The following is a 21,397-nucleotide window of genomic DNA, read 5'->3' as shown; positions in this document are numbered from 1 at the left end:
GGGGTCAGTGCTTAACATATATAAGTACGACATTTTACGTACTAGGGTTAAAGCATTACTGACCACATTAAAATAGTTGTTAAAAGGGTGCACATACTAATGTGCAGATATTATAAGAAAATCGCGGCCAATAACAAGTCTTTTAACCAATTATTGGCGCATTCTCTACTGACAATACAGAGATATGCCCGATATTGTCAGATTAATACGTATTATTTACTCGTCATCATCTTTAGAGTTGAATTTAGAGATGATAGATTCTGCAACTGATTTTGGAATCTCAGCGTACTTTTGGAATTCCATTGAATAGGTTGCACGACCTTGTGACATTGAGCGCATTTGTGTGGCATAACCAAACATTTCCGCTAATGGTACTTCAGCACGAATCTGTTTAGTACCGCCAGGCAAGTCTTCCATGCCTTGAACCATACCGCGACGACGGTTAAGATCGCCCATGATATCGCCCATGTAGTCTTCAGGGGTTTCAACTTCTACTTTCATTACTGGCTCAAGTAGGGTTGGGTTTGCCGCCATGAAGCCTTTACGGAATGCGATAGAACCAGCCATTTTAAATGATAACTCATCCGAGTCAACATCATGGTAAGAACCATCATACAAGGTTGCTTTAACGCCAACGATTGGGTAACCAGCAAGTACGCCGTTTTTCATGCGCTCTTGAATACCTTTATCAACCGCACCGTGGAATTCTTTTGGTACTGTACCACCAACAACTTCTTCAGAGAATTCATATAGAACGTCGCCCGCTGGATCCAGAGGCTCAAGACGTAACCAAACGTGACCGAATTTACCACGACCACCAGTCTGACGTACGAATTTGCCTTCTTGTTCGACCGTGTTACGAATCGTTTCACGATAAGCAACCTGCGGCGCACCGATGTTTGCTTCAACGTTAAACTCACGCTTCATACGGTCAACAAGAATTTCCAAATGTAGCTCACCCATACCACTGATGATCGTCTGACCAGACTCTTCGTCAGTATGTACACGGAATGATGGATCTTCTTTTGCCAAACGACCCAAAGCAATTGACATTTTTTCTTGGTCAGCTTTAGTCTTAGGCTCAACCGCTAGGCTGATAACTGGATCTGGGAATTCCATACGCTCTAGCGTGATAACATTTTGCTCATCACATAAGGTATCACCAGTAGTGACATCTTTCATGCCAACTAACGCTGCGATATCACCCGTACGGATCTCTTGTAGCTCTACCTGAGCATCTGCCATCATCTGAACGATACGGCCAACACGCTCACGCTTCATTTTAACAGGGTTATAAACGCTACTGCCCTGCTTTAGAACACCTGAATAAACACGAACGAAGGTTAAGTTACCAACGAACTTATCGTTCATGATTTTGAACGCTAGTGCTGCAAACGGCTCGTCATCAGACGCTTCGCGGAAGCCTTCAGACTCGTCTTTGTCATCAAGGATACCTTTAATAGCCGGTACGTCCATTGGCGCAGGTAGATACTGAATAACCGCATCCAACATCTTCTGTACACCTTTGTTTTTAAAGGCAGTACCACAAAGCAGTGGAATGATTTCGTTATCAATAGTTAGTTTACGGATAGCGCCATGAATCTGCTCTACCGTCAATTCACCATTTTCTAGGTATTCATTCATCAATTCTTCTGATGCTTCAGCCGCATTCTCTACTAGATACTCACGATATTCTTCCGCTTTTTCTTGTAGTTCTACTGGGATTTCGCGCTCTTCATATTCCATACCTTGAGACGCTTCGTCCCAATAGATGGCTTTCATAGTCACTAGATCCACAACGCCTTCGAAGTTGTCTTCTTTACCAATTGGGATAACCAATGGTACTGCATTGCCGCCTAGACGAGTTTTGATCTGTTCTACCACACGGTAGAAATCAGCACCAACACGATCCATTTTATTAATGAATGCTAAGCGTGGTACTTTATATTTATTTGCCTGACGCCATACGGTCTCAGACTGTGGCTGAACGCCGCCTACTGCACAGTAAACCATGCACGCGCCATCAAGTACACGCATAGAACGTTCTACTTCAATCGTGAAGTCAACGTGACCTGGGGTGTCAATGATGTTGATACGGTGTTCATCAAACTGCTTGGCCATACCTGACCAAAAACAAGTTGTCGCCGCAGAAGCAATGGTAATACCGCGCTCTTGTTCTTGCTCCATAAAGTCCATGGTAGCTGCGCCATCATGAACTTCACCAAGCTTGTGGCTAACACCGGTATAGAACAAAACACGTTCAGTAGTGGTCGTCTTACCAGCATCAATGTGCGCTGAGATACCAATATTGCGATAGCGCTTTAGGGGAGTTTTACGAGCCATAGTGTTTTCCTAAGGAAATTCGTGTATATATTAATGTGTTGTGTCTCTACCTCATACTCTCTATGACAAAGCCATCGGCTCCGTTATATTACTTACTGATTATTGGGCCAAATACGGACAAAAAAAGAGTAAATACAAGAATAGTGCGGCATCAAACTCAGGAAACTTTCTTTGTGAGCGTTGCAAGCATTGTAACTTTGCAGGCTTCTCGAAATAGTATCCCTTTCAGAACAGCATCTTGACAGATGTCCGCCATCTAAGTGGTTTAACGATTCAATCACCTTACGATGAGAATAATTAAACAACCCAATGATGATGGCGGCAATCAATAGAATAAATCAACAATACAAGGATTAACTGGCCGAAACCGTTAATCCTAAGCGTCTAGGCTAGAATTAAAAGATAAGACCAGCTTAGAAACGGTAATGAGAGAATGCTTTGTTAGCATCTGCCATGCGGTGAACTTCGTCACGCTTTTTCATAGCATTACCTTTGCCGTCAGCAGCATCATTCAATTCGCCTGCAAGACGCAAAGCCATTGATTTTTCAGAACGCTTAGCAGCAGCTTCAGCTAACCAACGCATAGCCAAGGCAGTACGACGGGAGGGGCGTACTTCCATTGGTACTTGGTAGGTTGCACCACCGACACGGCGAGCTTTTACTTCGACCATTGGACGGACGTTTTCTAGAACTTCTTCAAAGAAAGCGACTGGGTCTTCGATCTTACGTTTTTCGCTAACTGTTTCAAGAGCACCGTAAACGATACGCTCAGCAGTAGATTTTTTACCATGACTCATGACATGGTTGATGAATTTTGCAACAGTTTGGCTACCAAACTTAGGATCCGGTAGGATCTCACGGGTAGCAACGACGCGACGTCTTGGCATAATAATAATCCTTTTCTTCAGGAGTGTCTGACATTCACAATCTCGCACCAATTGATATTGGATGGCGTTATATCGAGTTGTCAGTCAGCCTTACTGCATGGCGGTATGTTATAACAATAAATCATTAATTTAATAATCATTAATTTAACAAAGCTACCGTTAACACCAGACCCATGCACAGTTAATGGGTGATACAAAAAAGCTTAGCTAATAACATTTAGTTATTAAGCTTTAGGCTTCTTAGCACCATATTTAGAACGACCTTGTTTACGGTCTTTAACGCCTGCGCAATCTAGTGCACCACGAACGGTGTGATAACGTACACCTGGTAGATCTTTTACACGACCACCACGGATAAGAACAACACTGTGCTCTTGTAGGTTATGACCTTCGCCGCCGATGTAGCTTGATACTTCATAGCCTGAAGTCAAACGTACACGACATACTTTACGCATGGCTGAGTTAGGTTTTTTAGGGGTAGTAGTATATACGCGAGTACATACACCACGGCGTTGTGGGCACGCTTCCAACGCAGGAACTTTTGACTTTTCCTTGATGGTTTTGCGACCTTTACGAATCAATTGGTTAGTTGTTGCCATGAGGCATCCTTCTCCCGTTTGGTATAAAACAAAAAAATGGGGCAATGCGCCAACCATCTGACATTAACGACAGATTTCGGAACACCCATTTTTAGGACAGTGTATTATAAAGAGTTGTTGCTGCTATTTCAACCACTTATGAGTGATTGTACTTTACAACATTCGATAGATATGCATTACGCCTACCACTATACCACTTTATCTGTTTTTAGTTAAAATCTGGCTAAAAAGCAGTTTGTTAAATATGGTATCGAAAGTAGCGTCATACATCGTTTAGATAAGATATTTAGAAATAAACAAATAGCAATTTATGAGAGCTAAATGGCGATGCTATCTTATTTTTCAAGCTTATTGTTAAAGATTATCTCATATTTAATGAGATAAATCTTAATGAGTAAAAGCTCACTGGAAAAAAGAGAACACCGCCCATTTTAGCACTAAATGCGCACCGTACTTAAAATATAGTAAAAGATAAATTAAAAAATAACGAAGTACTAAGCTCGTAAGGCGGCGACATTATTTCTATTTGCTTTGCTTGTCAGCCGCTTTGTCCGCACTACCCTTTTTAGCGTCTTTTTTATCGCTTACTTTTTCGGTTTCTTCCGCGACGTCTTTATCATTTTCTTTAGCGGACACAGCGGATTCTTTTTTGCTGTCAGTAACTTCGCCTGACTCTTTCTGAGCATTTTTCTCAGTATCTTGCTGCTTATCATCGCTAACAGGTTTGTTCACTTCGGCTTCACTACTGCTATCGTCGGTAATCGCACGGTTAGCAAGTTTGGCTTCAGGGGCAAAAGTCGCTTGCGCCACGCCAATCACTTCATCAATCAGCTGACTGTTATAGCGCATACCGATAATCACAGCGGTCACTGGTAAGAAGCGGCGTATCCATGACAAGTTAATTTGGTCTAAATCAATGCCAACCTGACTGGCAATGCTATCTACTTGCTCAGCATAAAAATTGACGCTTTTATTCTGCAAGCCTAAGTTTTTTAGCTCATTGTGCAGACCGCTGCTTTGCGCATTGTCGAGTAAGCCTTTACCGATACCAAGACCTGCTAGTAGGGCTTGTTTTTCTTGCATCTTACTTAAGTCAGCATTGGCAAGCAGCTCATAAGCCATCTTGACGCCTTGCTTACCCGTTAACGGCTTATTATAAACAGCACCCAACTGATAGACGGTACGTAATGATACCAATAACAACCACAAGGTATCAGCAAGCAAACCTGGCAATCCAGCCAAACCGGTCAAGCCACCTATCGTTGCCAAAGCACGGTTTTGATTGGCAATATCAGTCGCTAATGCATAACGCTCTTCATCGTCCAAGCTTGCGATATTGGCAAAACGATGCTGATTTGGCAGGTCAATCTGACTCCAGTTGGCAGCAAGCTTAGCGACTTGGGCAAAAGCACCATCAACCGTTGATTCAAATAAACTGTTTGGTACTACTTTTTTGGCATATTTACCATAAGTAGCAAAGCGGTTACCCAATAATTGCTGCGTTGCTTTTAATGTTTGCTCGCGGAACAAGTCTTGTTGATAGTCTTCATCGCCTAGATTTACCGCTTTAAATTGACGCGGTTTGCCGCTCTTAGCATTGACGCTATCAATCATCGCGCCCATACGTTCTAGATTATTGCGGGTAAAAGAGCCAACGCTGCTAATGCCTTTATATAGAGTGCTACGCTTTGCCATCTTGATGTCCTTAATATGATGAGTGTTTGTTATTAATATTATTTATAGATACTTTTTAAACAGATACTTCTTAAATAGATACTTCTTAAATTGAATGCCATTCTAGCGAACGCTGATAATGGCTGTCAGTGCCAACAATGTTATCGCCAGCGCCAGTTTTGTATCTAAAAGTATCCTTTATCTATGGCTGCCAAGGACTTTAGTATATAACTAAATGCGCTGTGGCTGAAATGAGTTTATGCTATTTATAATCTCACCTTTTAGCCTCATAATCATGAGGCGCACACCGTGCTATTCCTACGAGAATATCAACTGTTTATTTTTAATAATAAGCGTGGTTTTGTCGTTATTTTACACTTACGCCAAGATTTTAAACCCTTGATACGTTATCATAGGCCATAATTCAAAGTACAGTTGTACTTTTATTTAGCAAGCAGTATTTATAAAGTAGTATCTATAAAGAATAGTGTTTTATTCTAACCATTATAATGACTGTCAAATAAGCATTTAGCGTCCAAAACCTTATTTATTAATTTTATTAGCAACGATAAAGGGTCTGGATGTTAGATAATAGCAGTAAATATTTAAAAGCGATTGTTAAAGGTAATTATCAAAAAATCGTTACTCATAAGGAATAGTATATGCGCCGCGTTGTTATCACTGGAGCAGGGATAGTCTCTTGTATCGGACATGATTTGGCTACTGTCACCGATGCTCTTAAACAAGGGCGCTCAGGTATTACGTTCAATGAATCGTATGCTGAGCACGACTTTAAATCACACGTTAGCGGTAGTATTGATAAGTCAGAACTTGATACGTCGGGCATTGACCGTAAATTAAAGCGCTTTTTTAGTGACGCAAGTCTTTATGCTTATGTAAGCGCTTTAGACGCCATTGAGCAGTCGGGATTAACGCTTGAGACCATCAACAATAATCCGCGTGTGGGTGTGGTTGCAAGCTCAGGTGGCGCATCAACCGAAAATATCGTTAATGCCATCGATGCGATGCGTGAAAAAGGTCTGCGCGGTGTCGGTGCGATGGCGGTGCCAAAAACCATGGGCAGCTCGGTATCAGCGGCGCTGGCAACGGGTTTAAAAATCCAAGGTATCTCCTACTCATTATCTTCTGCTTGCGCAACGTCAACGCATTGTATCGGTCATGCAGCCGAACTTATTCAGCTTGGTAAAGCTGATGTGATACTTGCTGGCGGTAGTGAAGCGGAACATTGGACGCAGTCTTGTATGTTTGATGCCATGGGCGCCGTTAGTACGCAGTATAATGACACGCCGACACTTGCCTCTAGAGCGTATGATAAAAACCGTGATGGTTTTGTGATTGCAGCAGGCGGCGCGATGGTCGTGGTTGAAAGTCTTGAGCACGCCCAAGCGCGCGGTGCCAATATCTTAGCTGAAATCGTCGGTTATGGTGCCAGCTCTGATGGCGCTGAAATGGTCGCGCCAAGTGGTGAAGGCGCTGTCCGCTGTATGCAGCTTGCCCTTGCTGAAGCAGGCTTAGCAAGCGTTGATTATATCAATAGCCATGGTACCAGTACGCCGCTAGGGGATGTGACTGAGCTTAAAGCCATTGCCAAAGTATTTGGTGATGATGTCAGTCAAGTACCTGCTATCAGCTCAACCAAGTCCATGACCGGTCATAGCTTGGGTGCAGTCGGCGCGCAAGAATTGATTTATTGCTTACTGATGCTACAAGAAGGCTTTATTGCCCCAAGTATCAATATTACAGAATTAGACCCTGCTGCTGAAGGCTTTGATATTGTCACTGAAAAGCGTGATGTTAAGCTTGAAACGCTTATGAGTAATAGCTTTGGCTTTGGCGGTACTAATGCTACCTTAATTATTAAAAAGTTTGACGCCTAACTATGCTCGTAGCACCGCATCTTAAAACTGAGCAGACAGCATCTGCCCCATCGCCAGCTACTCAACCTAGTTGGCGTTTTGGTGACCTGTCTGCCGCAGAGTTACTGCCAAAACTACAGCGTTATTTATGCGCACAAAATCCTAACGCAAACTGGCAACTGGTTTGGCTGAATAACGATGGGCGACCTGTGATTGGTTTATTACCAAAAATGAGCTGGTCGGTTTATTATCTTTCTGATTCTAAATTGCCTAATCAACAACCGAACATCTATAAAGTCATAAAAAATTGCCGTGATGGCTCACATAGTCATGCTAAAACCAATCAAGCGATTATTAGCAGTTATATGAGTTATAGCGACTGGCAAGAGGATTTGATTGCTTATAGTCAGGCTCATAACGCAGATAACACTTATGATAAGAATTCTCTGTCGATTGAAGATCATGATGAGCAGCCAAGTTATCATCATGGGTTAATAGGCTTTATTGGTTATGATATCGCCGCTTATGAGCTTAGCCCAGCCGCTAAAATACAATTAGCAGCGCAGCCTTGTGCCGCCTTAGGGCATTATGATATTTATCTAACGCCAAATGCTGAGCAAACGAGCTGGCAGCTCACTATAAAAGACAGCGTCACTGATACTGATACTGATACTGATACTGATACTGATACTGATGACGAACAAAAAGGCGTACTGGTTAAAGCGCTTATCTCATATTTAGATATATTAGATAAGGAATTATCTAACCAAACATTAGAAAAGTCAGTGCTCGAAGAATCATTTAAAACAACGCCCTTATTATTAAATGCGCAATGGAGTAAGCGGGATTACCAGCAAGCCTTTGATAAAACGCAAAACTATCTGCAACAAGGTGACTGCTATCAAATCAATCTCACCCAACAATGGCAAGGCTCTTTTAATCAAAACCTCACTGATAATGTCACACCGAAGCTTATTGATTATTTACCTGCCTTGCATCGTAATACCCATGCGCCGTTTGCAGGGTATTTAGCAGTCAATGATCTTACTAGTGAAATGAGGGTTGATACGCAAGACCATCAATTTGAATTGTTAAGCTGCTCGCCTGAGTTATTTTTTACCTTTAATAAAGACGATAACACTGGCAAGCACCATATACGCACCAAACCTATTAAAGGTACGATGCCGCGTGGGTTAAATACTGAACAAGATAATGCTTATAAACAGCAGCTTATTGATAGCGAAAAAGATCGTGCCGAAAACGTCATGATTGTCGATTTGCTACGTAATGATTTGGGCAAATATGCCAAGATTGGCAGCGTCAAAGTGCCGCAATTATTTGCGATTGAAAGCTTTAGCAATGTACATCATATGGTCAGCACCATCACCGCTGAGCTAAAGACAGATACCCATCCGCTTGCCGTATTGTTTGGCAGTTTGCCCGCTGGTTCCATTACAGGTACACCAAAAAAACGCGCCGTTGAAATTATCTCGGAGTTAGAAGGTGCAGCGCGCGGTGCTTATTGTGGCACATTGGGTTATATGAACTTTGATGGTAGCGGGCAATGGAATGTATTGATACGTACTTTACAAGCAAATACCTTATCAAATCATAAGCTAGGAAAAAAAGAAAGACCTGTTAGCTTATGGGCAGGCGGTGGTATCACTGTTGCGTCTGACTGCAATGCTGAATATCAAGAATGCCTTGATAAAGTTGGTAACCTTTTAGGTGTTTTAACTCAAGACAATAGTGATAAATAAACTTCAGCTTCGTTTAAAAAGATGAAGAAAAAACCAATAAAAAAGCCTGCTCAACATGACGTTAGCAGGCTTTTTTATTTATATATAGTAGACGCATGTTAAAACAGACACAGTGCGACTGTGATGAATTTTTCGTAGCCTCTGTGATAGCAGCAAGCAAGGAAAATTTATACCAGACGCACCTAACTATTAACGTATCGATTTTATTTTGAACTGACTATAACTTGGTGTTTTTGCTTTAGACCATTAAAGTATAAATCTTAAACAAGGTATTACTCAGCAACGCTTTCAGCTTCTGCTTGCAACACTTTTAACGCATCAATTAAACGCTGATTCTGCGCTGCTGTACCAACGGTAATACGTAGATACTCATTGATACGCGGTTTATCAAAGTGACGCACGATGATACCTTGCTCGCGTAACGTACCGGCTACCGCACTTGCCTCACCATCTTTTGGACAGGCAAATACAAAGTTGGCGTGCGATGGCAGCACTTCATAATCGAGCGCCGTCAGCTCGGCGGTAAGCGCTTGGCGTAAATCGATGACTTGCTGGCAGGTCTGGGTAAAATATTCCACATCTAACACACTGGCGGTCGCTCCTGCTTGCGCCAACTTATCGAGTGGATAGCTATTAAAGCTATTTTTCATACGCGTCAACGCTTCGATTAATGACGCATTACCAAACGCCATACCGACACGTAAACCGGCAAGCGAGCGTGATTTTGAAAAGGTTTGGGTCACGAGCAAATTATCAAACTCATTAATCAGGCTAACCGCTGACACTTCTGTATCCAAGCTACCCTCTTCTTTTTGCGCAAAATCGATATAAGCTTCGTCAATCACAATCACTGAATTCGAGTGCTCACCAGCAAGCTTACGAATATCAGCAAGCGATAATAATAAACCAGTTGGGGCATTAGGATTGGCGATGATGATACCGCTACAAGGCTGACGATAGGCATCGGGGTCGATACTAAAGTCTTCTTCTAGGGCAATTTGTACCAGTTCAATACCAAAAGTATTGGCATAAACAGGGTAGAAACTATAGCTAATATCAGGCGCTAAAACAGGGCGCTCTTTTAGGAAAAAGCTGGCAAATACCAACGCCAATACTTCATCAGAACCATTACCGACAAACACTTGATTGATATCAAGGTTATATAACTCGGCCAAGGCAGCACGCAACTCATCAGACTCAGGTGCAGGATATAAACGCAGGTCATCCGCTTGCTGCTGTAAAACCTTTGCGATTGCCTCGCCGACTTTTGGTGAGGGCGGAAATGGATTTTCATTGGTATTCAATTTGCACAAATTTTCATGTTGAGGCTGCTCACCAGGAACGTAAGGTGACAAGTTACGCGCTTTAGAAGACCAAAGTCTGGTGTCTATCTTTAACTCACTCATAAATTATCCTACTATTAGCCATATCATTATTAGACATCTTTATTAAATATAATTTGTAAATATAATTTGTAAATATAATTTGTAAATATAGTTCTTAAAAATCAGTTGTTAAATTTATCTCGTAAATACAGTCATTAAACATACATGCTTAAAAAAGCTTCTCAAAATAGAACTCAAAAGCAAATCCTACATCAATCTATAGCTGTTATTGATAACGATAACGGGCTGAGCGCGCATGGGCTTCTAAGTCCTCACGCTGCGCTAAAATATCTGCTGTCTTAGCCAGTGGCTTACTACCCGCCTCACTGCAATAAATAATCGATGATTTCTTTTGAAAGTCATAAACACCGAGCGGCGAAGAAAAACGCGCCGTCCCAGAGGTTGGCAACACGTGATTGGGTCCTGCACAATAGTCACCAATCGCCTCAGGCGTATGACGACCCATAAAGATAGCACCAGCATGACGAATATCATCAAGTAACGCATCAGGCTCATCGACGGACAACTCTAAATGCTCAGGGGCAACGCGATTAATCACCGCCATACCTTCCGCGCGGTCTTTAACCAAAATCAGCGCGCCACGATTTTTTAGGGAGTCACGGGCGATATCGGCTTTTGGCAACTCTGCCAAGGCTTTTTCAATCTCAGCAGCGACTTCTTTAAGCTGCTTACTACATGTGGTCACAAAGATAGCTTGGGCGATACGGTCATGCTCCGCTTGCGACAATAAATCCATCGCCAACCAATCGGGGCGATCTTGCGCCTCGCCTTCTGCATAGACCAATACTTCAGAGGGGCCGGCAATCATATCAATCCCAACTTGGCCAAATACCGCCCGCTTCGCCGCTGCGACGTATTTGTTACCAGGGCCAGTGATTTTGTCTACAGCCGGAATCGTTTCGGTACCGTATGCCAAGGCAGCAACGGCTTGCGCACCGCCAATGGTAAAGACACGGTCAACTTGTGCCAAATGCGCCGCGGCCAATACCAATGGATTGAGCACGCCTTTTGGCGCTGGTACCACCATGATTACCTCGGCAACGCCAGCTACTTTGGCAGGAATCGCATTCATCAATACCGAAGACGGATAAGATGCCAAGCCGCCGGGCACATAAATACCAACGCGATCAAGCGGCGTCACTTTTTGACCTAAGCGATTGCCAAGTTCATCTTCATATTGCCAAGTTTCTTGCACTTGGCGCTCATGGAATGTCTGCACACGTGTTGCTGCGGTCATCAAAGCCGTTTTGACGGTATCGTCAAGATTGGCAAACGCTGCAGCAAGCGCCTCTTTAGACAGCTCTAGCTCTTGTATCGTCGTCGCTGGATGCTGATCAAACTGTTGGGTCAAGGCCAGTACCACGCTATCGCCACCATGACGTACTTTTGCAATGATATCGTCAACGGTTTTTAGCAATTCAACATCGTTCACGGTTTCAAAAGCAAGCAGTTGGGTCAGTTGACTGTCAAAATCAGCATCTTGAGTACTTAGTTGGCGCATGACTTAATCCTATAGTTGAGCATGAAATACGGCTATAAAGAATAGATGGGATAAAAGGGCAATTAGGAAAATAAAAAAGGCTGGTATCCCAGCGTATTTATGGATGGCTGACTCAGATTATACTGAGCTTTCATTTTCTGGCAAGCAAATACAACAAAACCAGTTTAGCACGCTATATCTATCCTAGAGCGCCAAACTGGTTTAAAATTTTGTATAACCGTGCTTGATATTATCAATGATTGCTAGCGTGTGATAAGCGCGTTGCATCAGTACCAAACAAGTATTGGTTTAAGAAGCGCTAGCAATACTGTTTTTAAAACTGTCTAAAATCGGCTCAAGCAGGGCAAATTTACGCTTATAGCTGACTTGATTGACAATAAGGCGTGACGACACATCGCAAATATGGTCGCGCGCTTCAAGTCCATTGGCGCGTAGCGTATTACCAGTATCGACGACGTCAACAATCAAGTCACCCAAACCAACCAAGGGCGCAAGCTCCATCGAACCATACAGCTTAATCACATCGACTTGCTGACCTTGGCTGGCAAAGTAAGCACGGGCAACATTGACGTATTTAGTCGCAATACGCAGACGACGATTTGGCAGCGGCGCACCTTTAACACCAGCGGTCATCAGCTTACACTGAGCAATCTGCAAATCTAGCAATTCATAAACGTGATTGGCACCATGCTCAAGCAACACATCTTTACCCGCCACGCCAAAATCAGCAGCACCGTGTTCAACATAGGTTGGCACATCACTGGCACGCAAAATTAAGACGCGTACATTTGGGTTTGAGGTTGGAAAAATAAGTTTGCGCGACGCTTCAGGGTCTTCTAATAATTCAACGCCAGCAGCGCGTAACAAAGGCATCGTTTCTTCTAAGATACGACCCTTTGATAGCGCAAGTGTCAAACCTGAAAACTCATCATTTACTTCGTTTAATAAGCCGTCAGTTGGAAGGCTATTGCTTGCTTCAGTCATAATGACTCGTGTCCGTGTACAGTTAGTTGCCTTACTTAAAAGGCATTATTAAGTTTAATAAATAGACGTGAATACCAATAACAGCGGCTAATTGACCATTCTAGTCGTTGGTATTAATGCGTTCGATATTGACACCAAGGGCGCGTAGTTTTTCTTCGACATGCTCATAACCACGATCAATATGGTAAATGCGGTCAATCAAGCTCTCGCCTTCAGCCGCAGCAGCAGCCATCACCAATGACATCGACGCCCGTAAATCCGTTGCCATGACAGGAGCAGCAGTGAAGCATTCAACCCCTGTGACGACAGCCGCATGACCGTCTACTTGGATAGACGCGCCCAATCGGTTAAGCTCAGGCACGTGCATATAGCGATTTTCAAAAATATTTTCGATAAAAGTACTGGTGCCATCGGCAAGACAAGCAATCGCCATTACTTGCGCTTGCATATCGGTTGGGAAGCCTGGATGCGGCTGGGTACGGATATTAACCGGTAATGGGCGACCTTTCATTTGTGCACGAATCCAATCATCACCGGTGGTAATAATCGCCCCCATGTCTTCAAATTTTTCTAACACTGGCGTTAATAAAAGTGCCGAGGTGTTTTTGGCCAATACATCACCGCGTGTCATCAAAGCGCCAGCAAGGTAGGAGCCTGTTTCGATGCGGTCTGCTACCACCGAATACTCACAACCATGCAAGCGCTCAACGCCTTCGATGGTCATGGTTGCAGTACCAATACCGCTGATTTTAGCACCCATCGCTACCAGCATATTGGCCAAATCGACCACTTCTGGCTCAAGCGCGCAGTTGCCGAGCACTGTCGTCCCTTTGGCCAATGCGGCCGCCATAATAACGTTTTCAGTACCGCCAACCGTTATCATATCAAAAGAGAAGTTACAGCCGATAAGCTTGCCGCCTTTTGGCGCTTGCGCTTTGACATAACCGTTCTCAACGCTAATCTCAGCACCCATGGCTTCAAAGGCTTTTAGATGCTGGTCAACAGGACGTGAGCCGATAGCGCAGCCGCCCGGTAATGACACTTCGGCTTCACCGAAACGTGCCAGCAAAGGGCCTAAGACTAAAATCGAGGCGCGCATGGTTTTTACCAAATCATACGGCGCATAAAAATTATCGATATTCTTGGTATCGCAGGTGACAGTATCGCCCTGCTTTTGAATATCAATGCCCATGCCACCGATCAATTCAATCAAGGTGCGCACATCTTGTAGCGATGGCACGTTATGCAATGTCGTTGGGGTCTCGGCCAAAATCATAGCGGCAAGTAAAGGCAAAGCGGCATTTTTGGCGCCTGAGATCGTGACTTCCCCTGCGATACGACTGCTACCGGTGATTAAAAATTGATCCATAAGGTGACAACCTAGCGATAAGTATAAAAATGATGAGAAACCAGAAATGATAAAACCCGCAATATAAAGTGCCGGTGCGACAAGTTCAGGTCATAGATAAAAGTCATAGGTAAAAAGAATTAGCCTTGAGATTGAACGTCCCATTCGGCTGGCGTTAAGGCTTGAATGTTGAGCGCATGAATATCACCGCTCGCAATCTTGTCGTTTACCAAAGCGTAAACAGCCTGCTGGCGTTGTACGGCGCGCTTGCCTTCAAAACTGGCATCAACCACCCGTACATCAAACTTGGTACCTTGATTGGCAGCTTGAATAAAAGCATCTGGGAAGTGAGTTTGTAAAAATGCAATCAAATCGTCAGCGTTCATGCTCATAGAATATTCTGCCTTAAAGTTTAAATAGGGTATAGGATTAAAGTAACGTCATTATAACAAGAGTTTGACCATCTTACAGTACTGTCTTACGCAACTGCGTTTAACTATTTATCATAGCGGCAGACGTACTGTAATCAATGAGCGCTAACTATTTGTGACATTAACTACTTAAGGGTTTTATCAAGATAGCTGAGCACTTGTGCACGCACATCATTGACCCAGCGTAATGGCGGTGCCATCGCACCGATACTGGTGGCATGACTGGCGCCTGCGATTTCGCCTGTTTCCACTTTAACGCCCGCCGCTTTTAATGCCTGTGTCATTTTAGTGGTATTGGTCACATGGACGATTTTGTCTTTTTCGGCAGTCAATAATAAATACGGTGGCTGCGCACCTTTAATTTGGCGGTCTGGCATCACTGTCTCTGGGGTCGCATCTGACCCAAAGGCAGTTCTACTACTGAATTTACGAAAGTCATAGCTATAAGGGCCCGCAATGCCAATTACAGCGGCAATATCTTTTGGCTTTATCCCATAAGGTGCTAAAAAATCTTCATTGGCGACGGCAGCAACCGCGTTAAATGCACCCGCAGAATGTCCTATCACTGCCAAACGCTTAGGGTCAGCGTGGAGGCTCTTGGCATTGTTATAACTCCAAGCGATGGCCTGCGCGGCATCTTGCACGTAATCAGGATACACATGCTCAGGGGCTTTACGATAATTAATCACTGCGGTGACATAGCCCGCTTGCGCCAAGCTTTGACCAACAAAGGCGTATTCATCTTTACTACCACTTTCCCACGAACCGCCATGGACAAAAACCACCATCGGATAGCTGTCATTAATAGCGTTATCATCAGTCACGTTTTTTGACTTCATGGCTTTTGTTAAAGGTTTAGGATAATAAATATCTAAATCTTGATTGGGCTCGTCACCATACAAAATATTTTTACTGACACCAACACCGCCATTTGAGGTGATACCATTGACGATAGCCAGCGCCGATAATGCCTGTACTTGCTGAGTTGCAAGCGCAATGCCGCCAACGGCCAATGCTGCCGTAACGCCCACGCTGATACGTTTAGGCTTGCGACTCTTTATTTTCCCCGTTTGCACAGTTTCTAAAGTCTCTTTATTTAAATCCGTCATCGCCAGCAGTCCTATTATCGGTCAATCATTAATACATCAGTCGTCGGTTTATACTTGATAGTAAAACGCCTGTTTTATTCAAGCTATCGTTTCTATTTTTACGGTCTATATCTTACTGGCTGGCTAGGAATTTATCGTGCTGTTCCTGTTATGACTGTTTAGCATTCTTGTGCTTGTAATCAAAACAGCTAGTTAGGGATTTTGATAAAGGTCAATATAAGGACTCGATGACGGCTGATTGACGGGCGTACCATCTTCGTTGACGATAATCGGCGTGGCATTAATCGTTGGATCTACCGCTACTGAGCTTGCTAGTGCTGGCGCAGCACCACTTTCAACGACTGGTATGGACGCAGGATTGGCCAAATTATTCTCATACATGATGTCATCATCGCCTATCTTTACCCCTCTATCATCAACAACGGTGGTCAGTAGCACCAACTCTGTGATGCCGACGGTATTATTGGCAATATCAATCAAGTGGCTTTGCTGCGTTGGTGTCATACGCCCCATAATATAAACCACGCCATCATTGGTCACCGCCTTAATCTGCGAGGCTTTCACACCATTACTAGAGGCGACTTTTGCCAGTAGTTTAGAGGTAATATAACCATCGTGGACGGTTGAGCTATAGCCCCTTGAGGCACTGACGTTAAGCTCATTATAGACATGACGCACGTCTGGCATAGAGCTGACGACTTTTTCAATTTCTGCTTTGATAGCTTGCGTTGGCACTTCACCCGTCAGCAGCACTTCACTATTAAAGCTATCAATGCTCATACGGCTGGTTTGCTGTAAATTTTCTTGCAGACCATAAACGTTAATCTTGACGGTATGCTCAATACTGCGATCGAGCAGACGCTGCGGAATGGTGCGCTCTGTCATCGGTACGCCATACGTACCTTCTGTACTATTGGTCAAATAGTTGGTGGTACAGCCAGTCGCGGCGATGCTGGTCAGTAGCATCACGCCAATCGCCTTGCGGCGTGATGAGCCAAAAATAGCAGTGCGCAAATGCATCCGTGTCATGATTTACCTCTTAGAACATGATGTAATAATTAAATGATGAATAGTGCTAATAAGTCGTAGTGAGAATAATACGACTTCGCTTCAATTAATAATTTTTAGTTCAGCTACTTTACTGAATTTTTACGCTAGGCGGTTAGGCTTTTGGTAACGACAGCGTGATGCTGGCATTTATTTTACCGTTTAATTTAACCTTTAAATCCATGTAACTTTAAATCTATGTAACTTTAAATCCACTTAAGCTTTCAAACTACTTAAGTCCTCAGAAATCTTATTACTATGATTACCAAGCTGAGGCGATAAAAGCGCTTTGTAACCATTCTGCTTGCGTATTTATTAACGGTGCTTGATTGGTATCATTCATCTTATTTTTATTATTGGCATTAGTATTAGCATGGGTATCATAGGCAATCACATCAAACCGGCACTCATACTCACTATATTCAGGATGCTGCTGCAAAAAATAACGCGCCGCTTTGATAATCTTATTTTGCTTATTTTTTGTCACGCTAAGGGCGGCATCACCAAATCCTGAACGCTGCCGTTGCCGCACTTCAATAAAGATAAGCGTCGACCATGCCTGCCCTTTTTCTAGCATAATTAAGTCAAGCTCACCCACTTTTGGTTGCTGCCAATTTTGCGCCACTAATATCAAGCCTTGCGCTTGTAAAAACTCACACGCCTGCCGCTCAAAACGGCTGCCTTGACGCTGTGTCGGTGAAGTCAGGGTTAACGGTTTGTCATTTGCTATCACGTCTATGGGCCCGCTGAACATTTCAGAATTATCATAGCACATCATGCTAAACTAACCACTTTCGCGTTCTTATGCTGACTGACTTTTTATTTAAATCAGCCTTTATAGCGCCACACATTTTTAATATTCGTTTTTAATATCCTTTTTTAATACTTTAATATTCTTTCTTAATACTCAGAGGTTTTCATGTCTAGCCCTACCGCGATGCCAGCTTGTCTTTATATCGTTGCCACGCCGATTGGTAATTTGAGCGACATGACACCGCACGCAATCGATACCCTAAAGCAGGTTGCTATCATCGCCTGTGAAGACACCCGCACTTCAGGCAAGCTGTTATCACATTTTGGCATCCATACCAAAGATACGAAAGAAACTATTGCTAACGATAGCGATAGCAAAACCAGTACAACTGACGCTGCAAAAGATACTGATAGCGCTACCAAGCAAAAAGGTCATAATAAGCTTTGGGCCTATCATGAACATAATAGCGCCATTCAAACACCCAAAATTATTGAGATGATTCAGCAAGGTCATTCGGTTGCGCTGATTAGTGATGCTGGCACGCCGCTGATTAGTGACCCCGGTTATCAATTGGTACAAGCCGCCCATGCTGCTGGCGTTCGCGTCTCCCCTATTATTGGTGCCTCTGCTGCTATTGCTGCGCTATCCGTTGCAGGATTGCCCTCAGACCGCTTTAGCTTTATTGGCTTTTTACCGGCCAAAACCCACGGTCGCCAAAAACAATTAACGGCTCTGAATGCACGTACCGAAACCTTGATATTTTATGAAGCACCGCATCGTATTATTGCCAGCTTAGAAGATATGGCTGCTATTTTTGGGGCGGAGCGCGAAGTGACGTTTTGCCGTGAATTGACCAAAACCTTTGAGACCGTGCATAAAAGCACGCTTGGCGAATTGGTTGAATTTGTTAAAGCCGATGACAATCAGCAACGCGGTGAAATTGTCGTCGTCGTTGCTGGGGTAAATGTGGCGCAAGACGATGACGATATCAGTATTCATGATAAATTATTACAGCGCTTACTAGAGGATTTATCGGTTAAAAAAGCGGCTGCCTTAGCTGCCGATATCACAGGCGTCAAAAAAAACGCGCTCTATCAGCGCTTACTTGAGCTACAAGCAGAATAGTTTTTACTATAAAAAAATAAGCGAAGCATTGATAAATTAAGCATTGATAAATTAAGCATTGATAAATTCATTGAGGAGAGAGACATAATGTACGATGTGATGGCGATAGGTAATGCCTTGGTTGACCACGAATATCTGCTGTCAGATGCAGCGTTAGAAGAAACTGACCTGACCAAAGGCAATATGACGCTGGCAGGACTTGAAGAGCAGCAGCAGTTATTGGCGTATTTCAAGCTGGCCGAGATTGAGCCATCAAAACAAGCGGGCGGCGGTTCAGCGGCCAATGCCATGTATACCTTTGCAAGTTTGGGCGGTAAACCTTTTTATGCCTGCCGCGTCGGCGATGATAAACAAGGCAAATTTTATCTAAAAGACTTACATGAAGCGGGCGTTGCTACTTCCCCTCAGTCAATCCATGCAGGCGGTGTGACCGGTTCGTGCGTGGTGGCAGTGACCGAAGATGGCGAGCGTACCATGCAAACCTTCCTTGGGACTTCAAGCGATATTACCGCTGATAACGTCGACTTTGAGGCACTAACCCAAGCTGGCTGGTTATATTTAGAAGGTTATCTGGCGATGTCTGAAGGTATTCAGCCCGCAATGACCCAACTGCGCCAACAAGCAGGTATCCATGGTGCCAAAATCGCCGTCAGCTTTGCTGATCCTGCGGTAGTAAAGTTTGCCAAAGAAGGTTTACTTAATATGCTTGGCAATAAAGTCGCGGTGATATTCTGTAATAGTGAAGAAGCCAAATTATTCACCGATAAAAAACAGCATAAATCGGCAGCGCGAGCTTTACTTGAGCATTGCCAAACGGCGGTTGTTACCGATGGTCCAAATGGCGCCATCATCGCCCATAAGCCAAATGATGAGTCTGAGATTGAGATTTATGAGATTCCGACACCAGCTGTTGCCAATGTTATCGATACCAATGGCGCTGGTGATAACTATTCTGGGGCGTTTTTATATGCTTTATCGCAGCACTATAGCTTGCCAGAATGCGGACGACTTGCCAGCGAAGTAGCCGCCCAAGTGATTCAGCAGTTTGGTCCACGCTTATCATCGCAAGAGTATCAAGATATCTCACGCCGTGTTTTAACTGTTTAATCATCTAACTGTCTTAGACCAATCTTTCATAATAAGTCGCTTATAAAAAAGCCCATATCCTAAGATATGGGCTTTTTAGTATTCATTTACAAAGCAGAAGAAAGCTATTGCTTAATTAAGCAGCGGCAAGTGCTTGCTCTAAATCGGCTTTGATATCTTCAATGTGCTCAATACCAATCGATAGACGGACCATATCCGTACTGACCCCAGCATTCTCTAGCTCTTGCTCGTTGAGCTGACGATGGGTAGTGGTTGCTGGGTGACAAGCGAGTGATTTAGCATCACCGATATTAACCAAGCGCGTAATCAGTTGCAGCGCATCAATAAAGCGCGCGCCTGCTTCCAAGCCACCTTTTACCCCAAAGGTTAAAATAGCGGATGGCGTGCCTTTCATATATTTCTTAGCAAGCTCATGCTCAGGATGGTCTGGCAAACCGGCATATTTCACCCAAGCAACCTTATCATGGTCACGTAGATATTCGGCAACTGCCTGGGCGTTTTGGACATGACGCTCCATACGTAAACTTAACGTCTCCATACCTTGCATGATTCCGAAGGCATTGAGCGGGCTGATTGCCGCGCCGGTATTACGCAGTGGCGCGACGCGCGCACGGGCAATAAATGCTGCTGCGCCAACGTCTTTGACGAAGTTTACGCCGTGATAGCTTTCATCTGGAGTATTTAGTAATGGGAAGCGCTCAGGATAATCGCCCCAAGGGAAAGTTCCACTGTCAACAATCGCGCCACCAATTGAGGTGCCCGTACCGCTCATATATTTGGTCAATGAATGAATGACAATATCAGCGCCGAACTCAAATGGACGGCACAGCGCTGGCGTCGCAACCGTGCTATCAATTACCACTGGTACGCCATATTCATGGGCGATGTCACTCAGTGTTTGGATATCAACGATATTACCCAGTGGATTACCGATACTTTCGGCAAAGACCATTTTGGTTTTATCATCGATTAAATCGCGAATCGCTTCAGGATTTTTATGGTCAAAAAAGCGGACTTCGATACCTTGGCGCGGCAAAGCATGCGCAAATAGATTATAAGTGCCGCCATATAGCGTCGATACTGCGACGATATTATCGCCCGCTTCACAAATCGTTTGGATAGCATAAGTGATGGCCGCCATACCAGACGCTACCGCAAGTGCACCAATACCGCCTTCAAGTGCCGCCACACGCTCTTCTAATACGGCATTGGTCGGGTTCATGATACGGGTATAAATGTTACCAGCAACTTTTAGATCGAACAAATCTGCGCCATGTTGGGTATTATCAAACGCATACGAGCTGGTATGATAAATAGGCACGGCGACCGCTTTGGTGGTTGGCTCTACAGTATAGCCGGCGTGAATTGCCAAGGTCTCAAGACGCTGGGTATTTTGCTTAGCTGGTTGTCCATCACTCATAATGTGCTCCTATATATTCGTTAAT

At 43.9% G+C, this 21,397-nt stretch carries 17 protein-coding genes; 4 read left to right on the top strand and 13 right to left on the bottom strand.

Annotated elements, in window-relative coordinates; all coding sequences use genetic code 11:
• Nucleotides 1-216: 216 nt before the first annotated feature.
• From fusA to PG901_RS02820, 4 genes are all read right to left on the bottom strand, one after another.
• Nucleotides 217-2,343, bottom strand: a complete 2,127-nt coding sequence (fusA, locus tag PG901_RS02835; RefSeq protein WP_271133436.1) for an elongation factor G — start codon at nt 2,341-2,343, stop codon at nt 217-219.
• A gap of 413 nt (nt 2,344-2,756) precedes the next feature.
• Nucleotides 2,757-3,230 carry a 30S ribosomal protein S7 gene (gene rpsG / locus PG901_RS02830; RefSeq protein WP_183621326.1) on the bottom strand — a complete coding sequence of 158 codons (474 nt, stop codon included), beginning with the start codon at nt 3,228-3,230 and terminating at the stop codon, nt 2,757-2,759.
• A 224-nt stretch (nt 3,231-3,454) separates the two neighbouring features.
• Nucleotides 3,455-3,829 carry a 30S ribosomal protein S12 gene (gene rpsL / locus PG901_RS02825; protein ID WP_183621325.1) on the bottom strand — a complete coding sequence of 125 codons (375 nt, stop codon included), beginning with the start codon at nt 3,827-3,829 and terminating at the stop codon, nt 3,455-3,457.
• Nucleotides 3,830-4,351: 522 nt separating this feature from the next.
• The gene (locus tag PG901_RS02820) at nt 4,352-5,524 is read right to left on the bottom strand and encodes an EcsC family protein (RefSeq protein WP_271133435.1); all 1,173 of its coding nucleotides are present in this window, start codon (nt 5,522-5,524) and stop codon (nt 4,352-4,354) included.
• Nucleotides 5,525-6,165: 641 nt separating this feature from the next.
• On the opposite strand from PG901_RS02820, the gene PG901_RS02815 reads away from it, so the two are divergent.
• Both PG901_RS02815 and PG901_RS02810 read left to right on the top strand, forming a co-directional pair.
• Complete coding sequence (locus PG901_RS02815) at nt 6,166-7,401, top strand: beta-ketoacyl-ACP synthase II (RefSeq protein ID WP_271133434.1); 1,236 nt, start codon at nt 6,166-6,168, stop codon at nt 7,399-7,401.
• Between the two features lie 2 nt (nt 7,402-7,403).
• Nucleotides 7,404-9,140 carry an anthranilate synthase component I family protein gene (locus PG901_RS02810; protein ID WP_271133433.1) on the top strand — a complete coding sequence of 579 codons (1,737 nt, stop codon included), beginning with the start codon at nt 7,404-7,406 and terminating at the stop codon, nt 9,138-9,140.
• Nucleotides 9,141-9,412: 272 nt separating this feature from the next.
• Here the strand turns inward: PG901_RS02810 and hisC are convergent, their stop codons facing one another.
• The 8 genes from hisC to PG901_RS02770 form a co-directional block, all read right to left on the bottom strand.
• On the bottom strand, nt 9,413-10,546 hold the full coding sequence (hisC, locus tag PG901_RS02805; protein ID WP_271133432.1) for a histidinol-phosphate transaminase: 1,134 nt from the start codon (nt 10,544-10,546) through the stop codon (nt 9,413-9,415).
• Between the two features lie 205 nt (nt 10,547-10,751).
• A complete protein-coding gene (hisD, locus tag PG901_RS02800; protein WP_271133431.1) occupies nt 10,752-12,047 on the bottom strand; it encodes a histidinol dehydrogenase in 1,296 nt (431 codons plus the stop codon).
• Between the two features lie 288 nt (nt 12,048-12,335).
• Nucleotides 12,336-13,031, bottom strand: coding sequence for an ATP phosphoribosyltransferase (gene hisG / locus PG901_RS02795; protein ID WP_201619273.1), 696 nt, complete (start codon nt 13,029-13,031; stop codon nt 12,336-12,338).
• Nucleotides 13,032-13,131: 100 nt separating this feature from the next.
• The gene (gene murA / locus PG901_RS02790; protein ID WP_201565732.1) at nt 13,132-14,400 is read right to left on the bottom strand and encodes a UDP-N-acetylglucosamine 1-carboxyvinyltransferase; all 1,269 of its coding nucleotides are present in this window, start codon (nt 14,398-14,400) and stop codon (nt 13,132-13,134) included.
• A 119-nt stretch (nt 14,401-14,519) separates the two neighbouring features.
• Entirely contained in the window at nt 14,520-14,765 is a 246-nt protein-coding gene (locus PG901_RS02785) for a BolA family protein (protein WP_187289149.1), read from the bottom strand.
• 170 nt (nt 14,766-14,935) lie between these two features.
• Nucleotides 14,936-15,919 (bottom strand): alpha/beta hydrolase, encoded by a 984-nt coding sequence (locus tag PG901_RS02780; RefSeq protein WP_271133430.1) that lies wholly within the window; start codon nt 15,917-15,919, stop codon nt 14,936-14,938.
• Nucleotides 15,920-16,111: 192 nt separating this feature from the next.
• Complete coding sequence (locus PG901_RS02775) at nt 16,112-16,948, bottom strand: BON domain-containing protein (RefSeq protein WP_271133429.1); 837 nt, start codon at nt 16,946-16,948, stop codon at nt 16,112-16,114.
• A 280-nt stretch (nt 16,949-17,228) separates the two neighbouring features.
• The gene (locus PG901_RS02770; RefSeq protein ID WP_271133428.1) at nt 17,229-17,744 is read right to left on the bottom strand and encodes a YraN family protein; all 516 of its coding nucleotides are present in this window, start codon (nt 17,742-17,744) and stop codon (nt 17,229-17,231) included.
• Between the two features lie 141 nt (nt 17,745-17,885).
• Between PG901_RS02770 and rsmI the strand changes: the two genes are divergently transcribed.
• A complete protein-coding gene (gene rsmI, locus PG901_RS02765; protein WP_271133427.1) occupies nt 17,886-18,845 on the top strand; it encodes a 16S rRNA (cytidine(1402)-2'-O)-methyltransferase in 960 nt (319 codons plus the stop codon).
• An 87-nt stretch (nt 18,846-18,932) separates the two neighbouring features.
• The gene (locus PG901_RS02760) at nt 18,933-19,952 is read left to right on the top strand and encodes an adenosine kinase (protein WP_201619278.1); all 1,020 of its coding nucleotides are present in this window, start codon (nt 18,933-18,935) and stop codon (nt 19,950-19,952) included.
• Between the two features lie 115 nt (nt 19,953-20,067).
• Here the strand turns inward: PG901_RS02760 and PG901_RS02755 are convergent, their stop codons facing one another.
• Nucleotides 20,068-21,372 carry an O-acetylhomoserine aminocarboxypropyltransferase/cysteine synthase family protein gene (locus tag PG901_RS02755; RefSeq protein WP_271133426.1) on the bottom strand — a complete coding sequence of 435 codons (1,305 nt, stop codon included), beginning with the start codon at nt 21,370-21,372 and terminating at the stop codon, nt 20,068-20,070.
• Between the last annotated feature and the right edge of the window lie 25 nt (nt 21,373-21,397).

Source organism: Psychrobacter sp. ANT_H3 (genome assembly GCF_027919975.1).
In the GTDB taxonomy this organism is placed as follows: Bacteria; Pseudomonadota; Gammaproteobacteria; order Pseudomonadales; family Moraxellaceae; genus Psychrobacter; species Psychrobacter maritimus.
This window is presented reverse-complemented; position numbering and strand designations above follow the sequence as displayed.

What these genes read in the sequence shown, in the direction of transcription:
- murA (WP_201565732.1), bottom strand. Translation starts at nt 14,400, where the DNA reads ATGGATCAATTTTTAATCACCGGTAGCAGTCGTATCGCAGGGGAAGTC.
- rpsG (WP_183621326.1), bottom strand. Translation starts at nt 3,230, where the DNA reads ATGCCAAGACGTCGCGTCGTTGCTACCCGTGAGATCCTACCGGATCCT.
- rsmI (WP_271133427.1), top strand. Translation starts at nt 17,886, where the DNA reads ATGTCTAGCCCTACCGCGATGCCAGCTTGTCTTTATATCGTTGCCACG.
- rpsL (WP_183621325.1), bottom strand. Translation starts at nt 3,829, where the DNA reads ATGGCAACAACTAACCAATTGATTCGTAAAGGTCGCAAAACCATCAAG.
- hisG (WP_201619273.1), bottom strand. Translation starts at nt 13,031, where the DNA reads ATGACTGAAGCAAGCAATAGCCTTCCAACTGACGGCTTATTAAACGAA.
- PG901_RS02770 (WP_271133428.1), bottom strand. Translation starts at nt 17,744, where the DNA reads ATGATGTGCTATGATAATTCTGAAATGTTCAGCGGGCCCATAGACGTG.
- PG901_RS02760 (WP_201619278.1), top strand. Translation starts at nt 18,933, where the DNA reads ATGTACGATGTGATGGCGATAGGTAATGCCTTGGTTGACCACGAATAT.
- PG901_RS02785 (WP_187289149.1), bottom strand. Translation starts at nt 14,765, where the DNA reads ATGAACGCTGACGATTTGATTGCATTTTTACAAACTCACTTCCCAGAT.
- PG901_RS02775 (WP_271133429.1), bottom strand. Translation starts at nt 16,948, where the DNA reads ATGACACGGATGCATTTGCGCACTGCTATTTTTGGCTCATCACGCCGC.
- hisC (WP_271133432.1), bottom strand. Translation starts at nt 10,546, where the DNA reads ATGAGTGAGTTAAAGATAGACACCAGACTTTGGTCTTCTAAAGCGCGT.
- PG901_RS02810 (WP_271133433.1), top strand. Translation starts at nt 7,404, where the DNA reads ATGCTCGTAGCACCGCATCTTAAAACTGAGCAGACAGCATCTGCCCCA.
- PG901_RS02815 (WP_271133434.1), top strand. Translation starts at nt 6,166, where the DNA reads ATGCGCCGCGTTGTTATCACTGGAGCAGGGATAGTCTCTTGTATCGGA.
- PG901_RS02755 (WP_271133426.1), bottom strand. Translation starts at nt 21,372, where the DNA reads ATGAGTGATGGACAACCAGCTAAGCAAAATACCCAGCGTCTTGAGACC.
- fusA (WP_271133436.1), bottom strand. Translation starts at nt 2,343, where the DNA reads ATGGCTCGTAAAACTCCCCTAAAGCGCTATCGCAATATTGGTATCTCA.
- PG901_RS02820 (WP_271133435.1), bottom strand. Translation starts at nt 5,524, where the DNA reads ATGGCAAAGCGTAGCACTCTATATAAAGGCATTAGCAGCGTTGGCTCT.
- hisD (WP_271133431.1), bottom strand. Translation starts at nt 12,047, where the DNA reads ATGCGCCAACTAAGTACTCAAGATGCTGATTTTGACAGTCAACTGACC.
- PG901_RS02780 (WP_271133430.1), bottom strand. Translation starts at nt 15,919, where the DNA reads ATGACGGATTTAAATAAAGAGACTTTAGAAACTGTGCAAACGGGGAAA.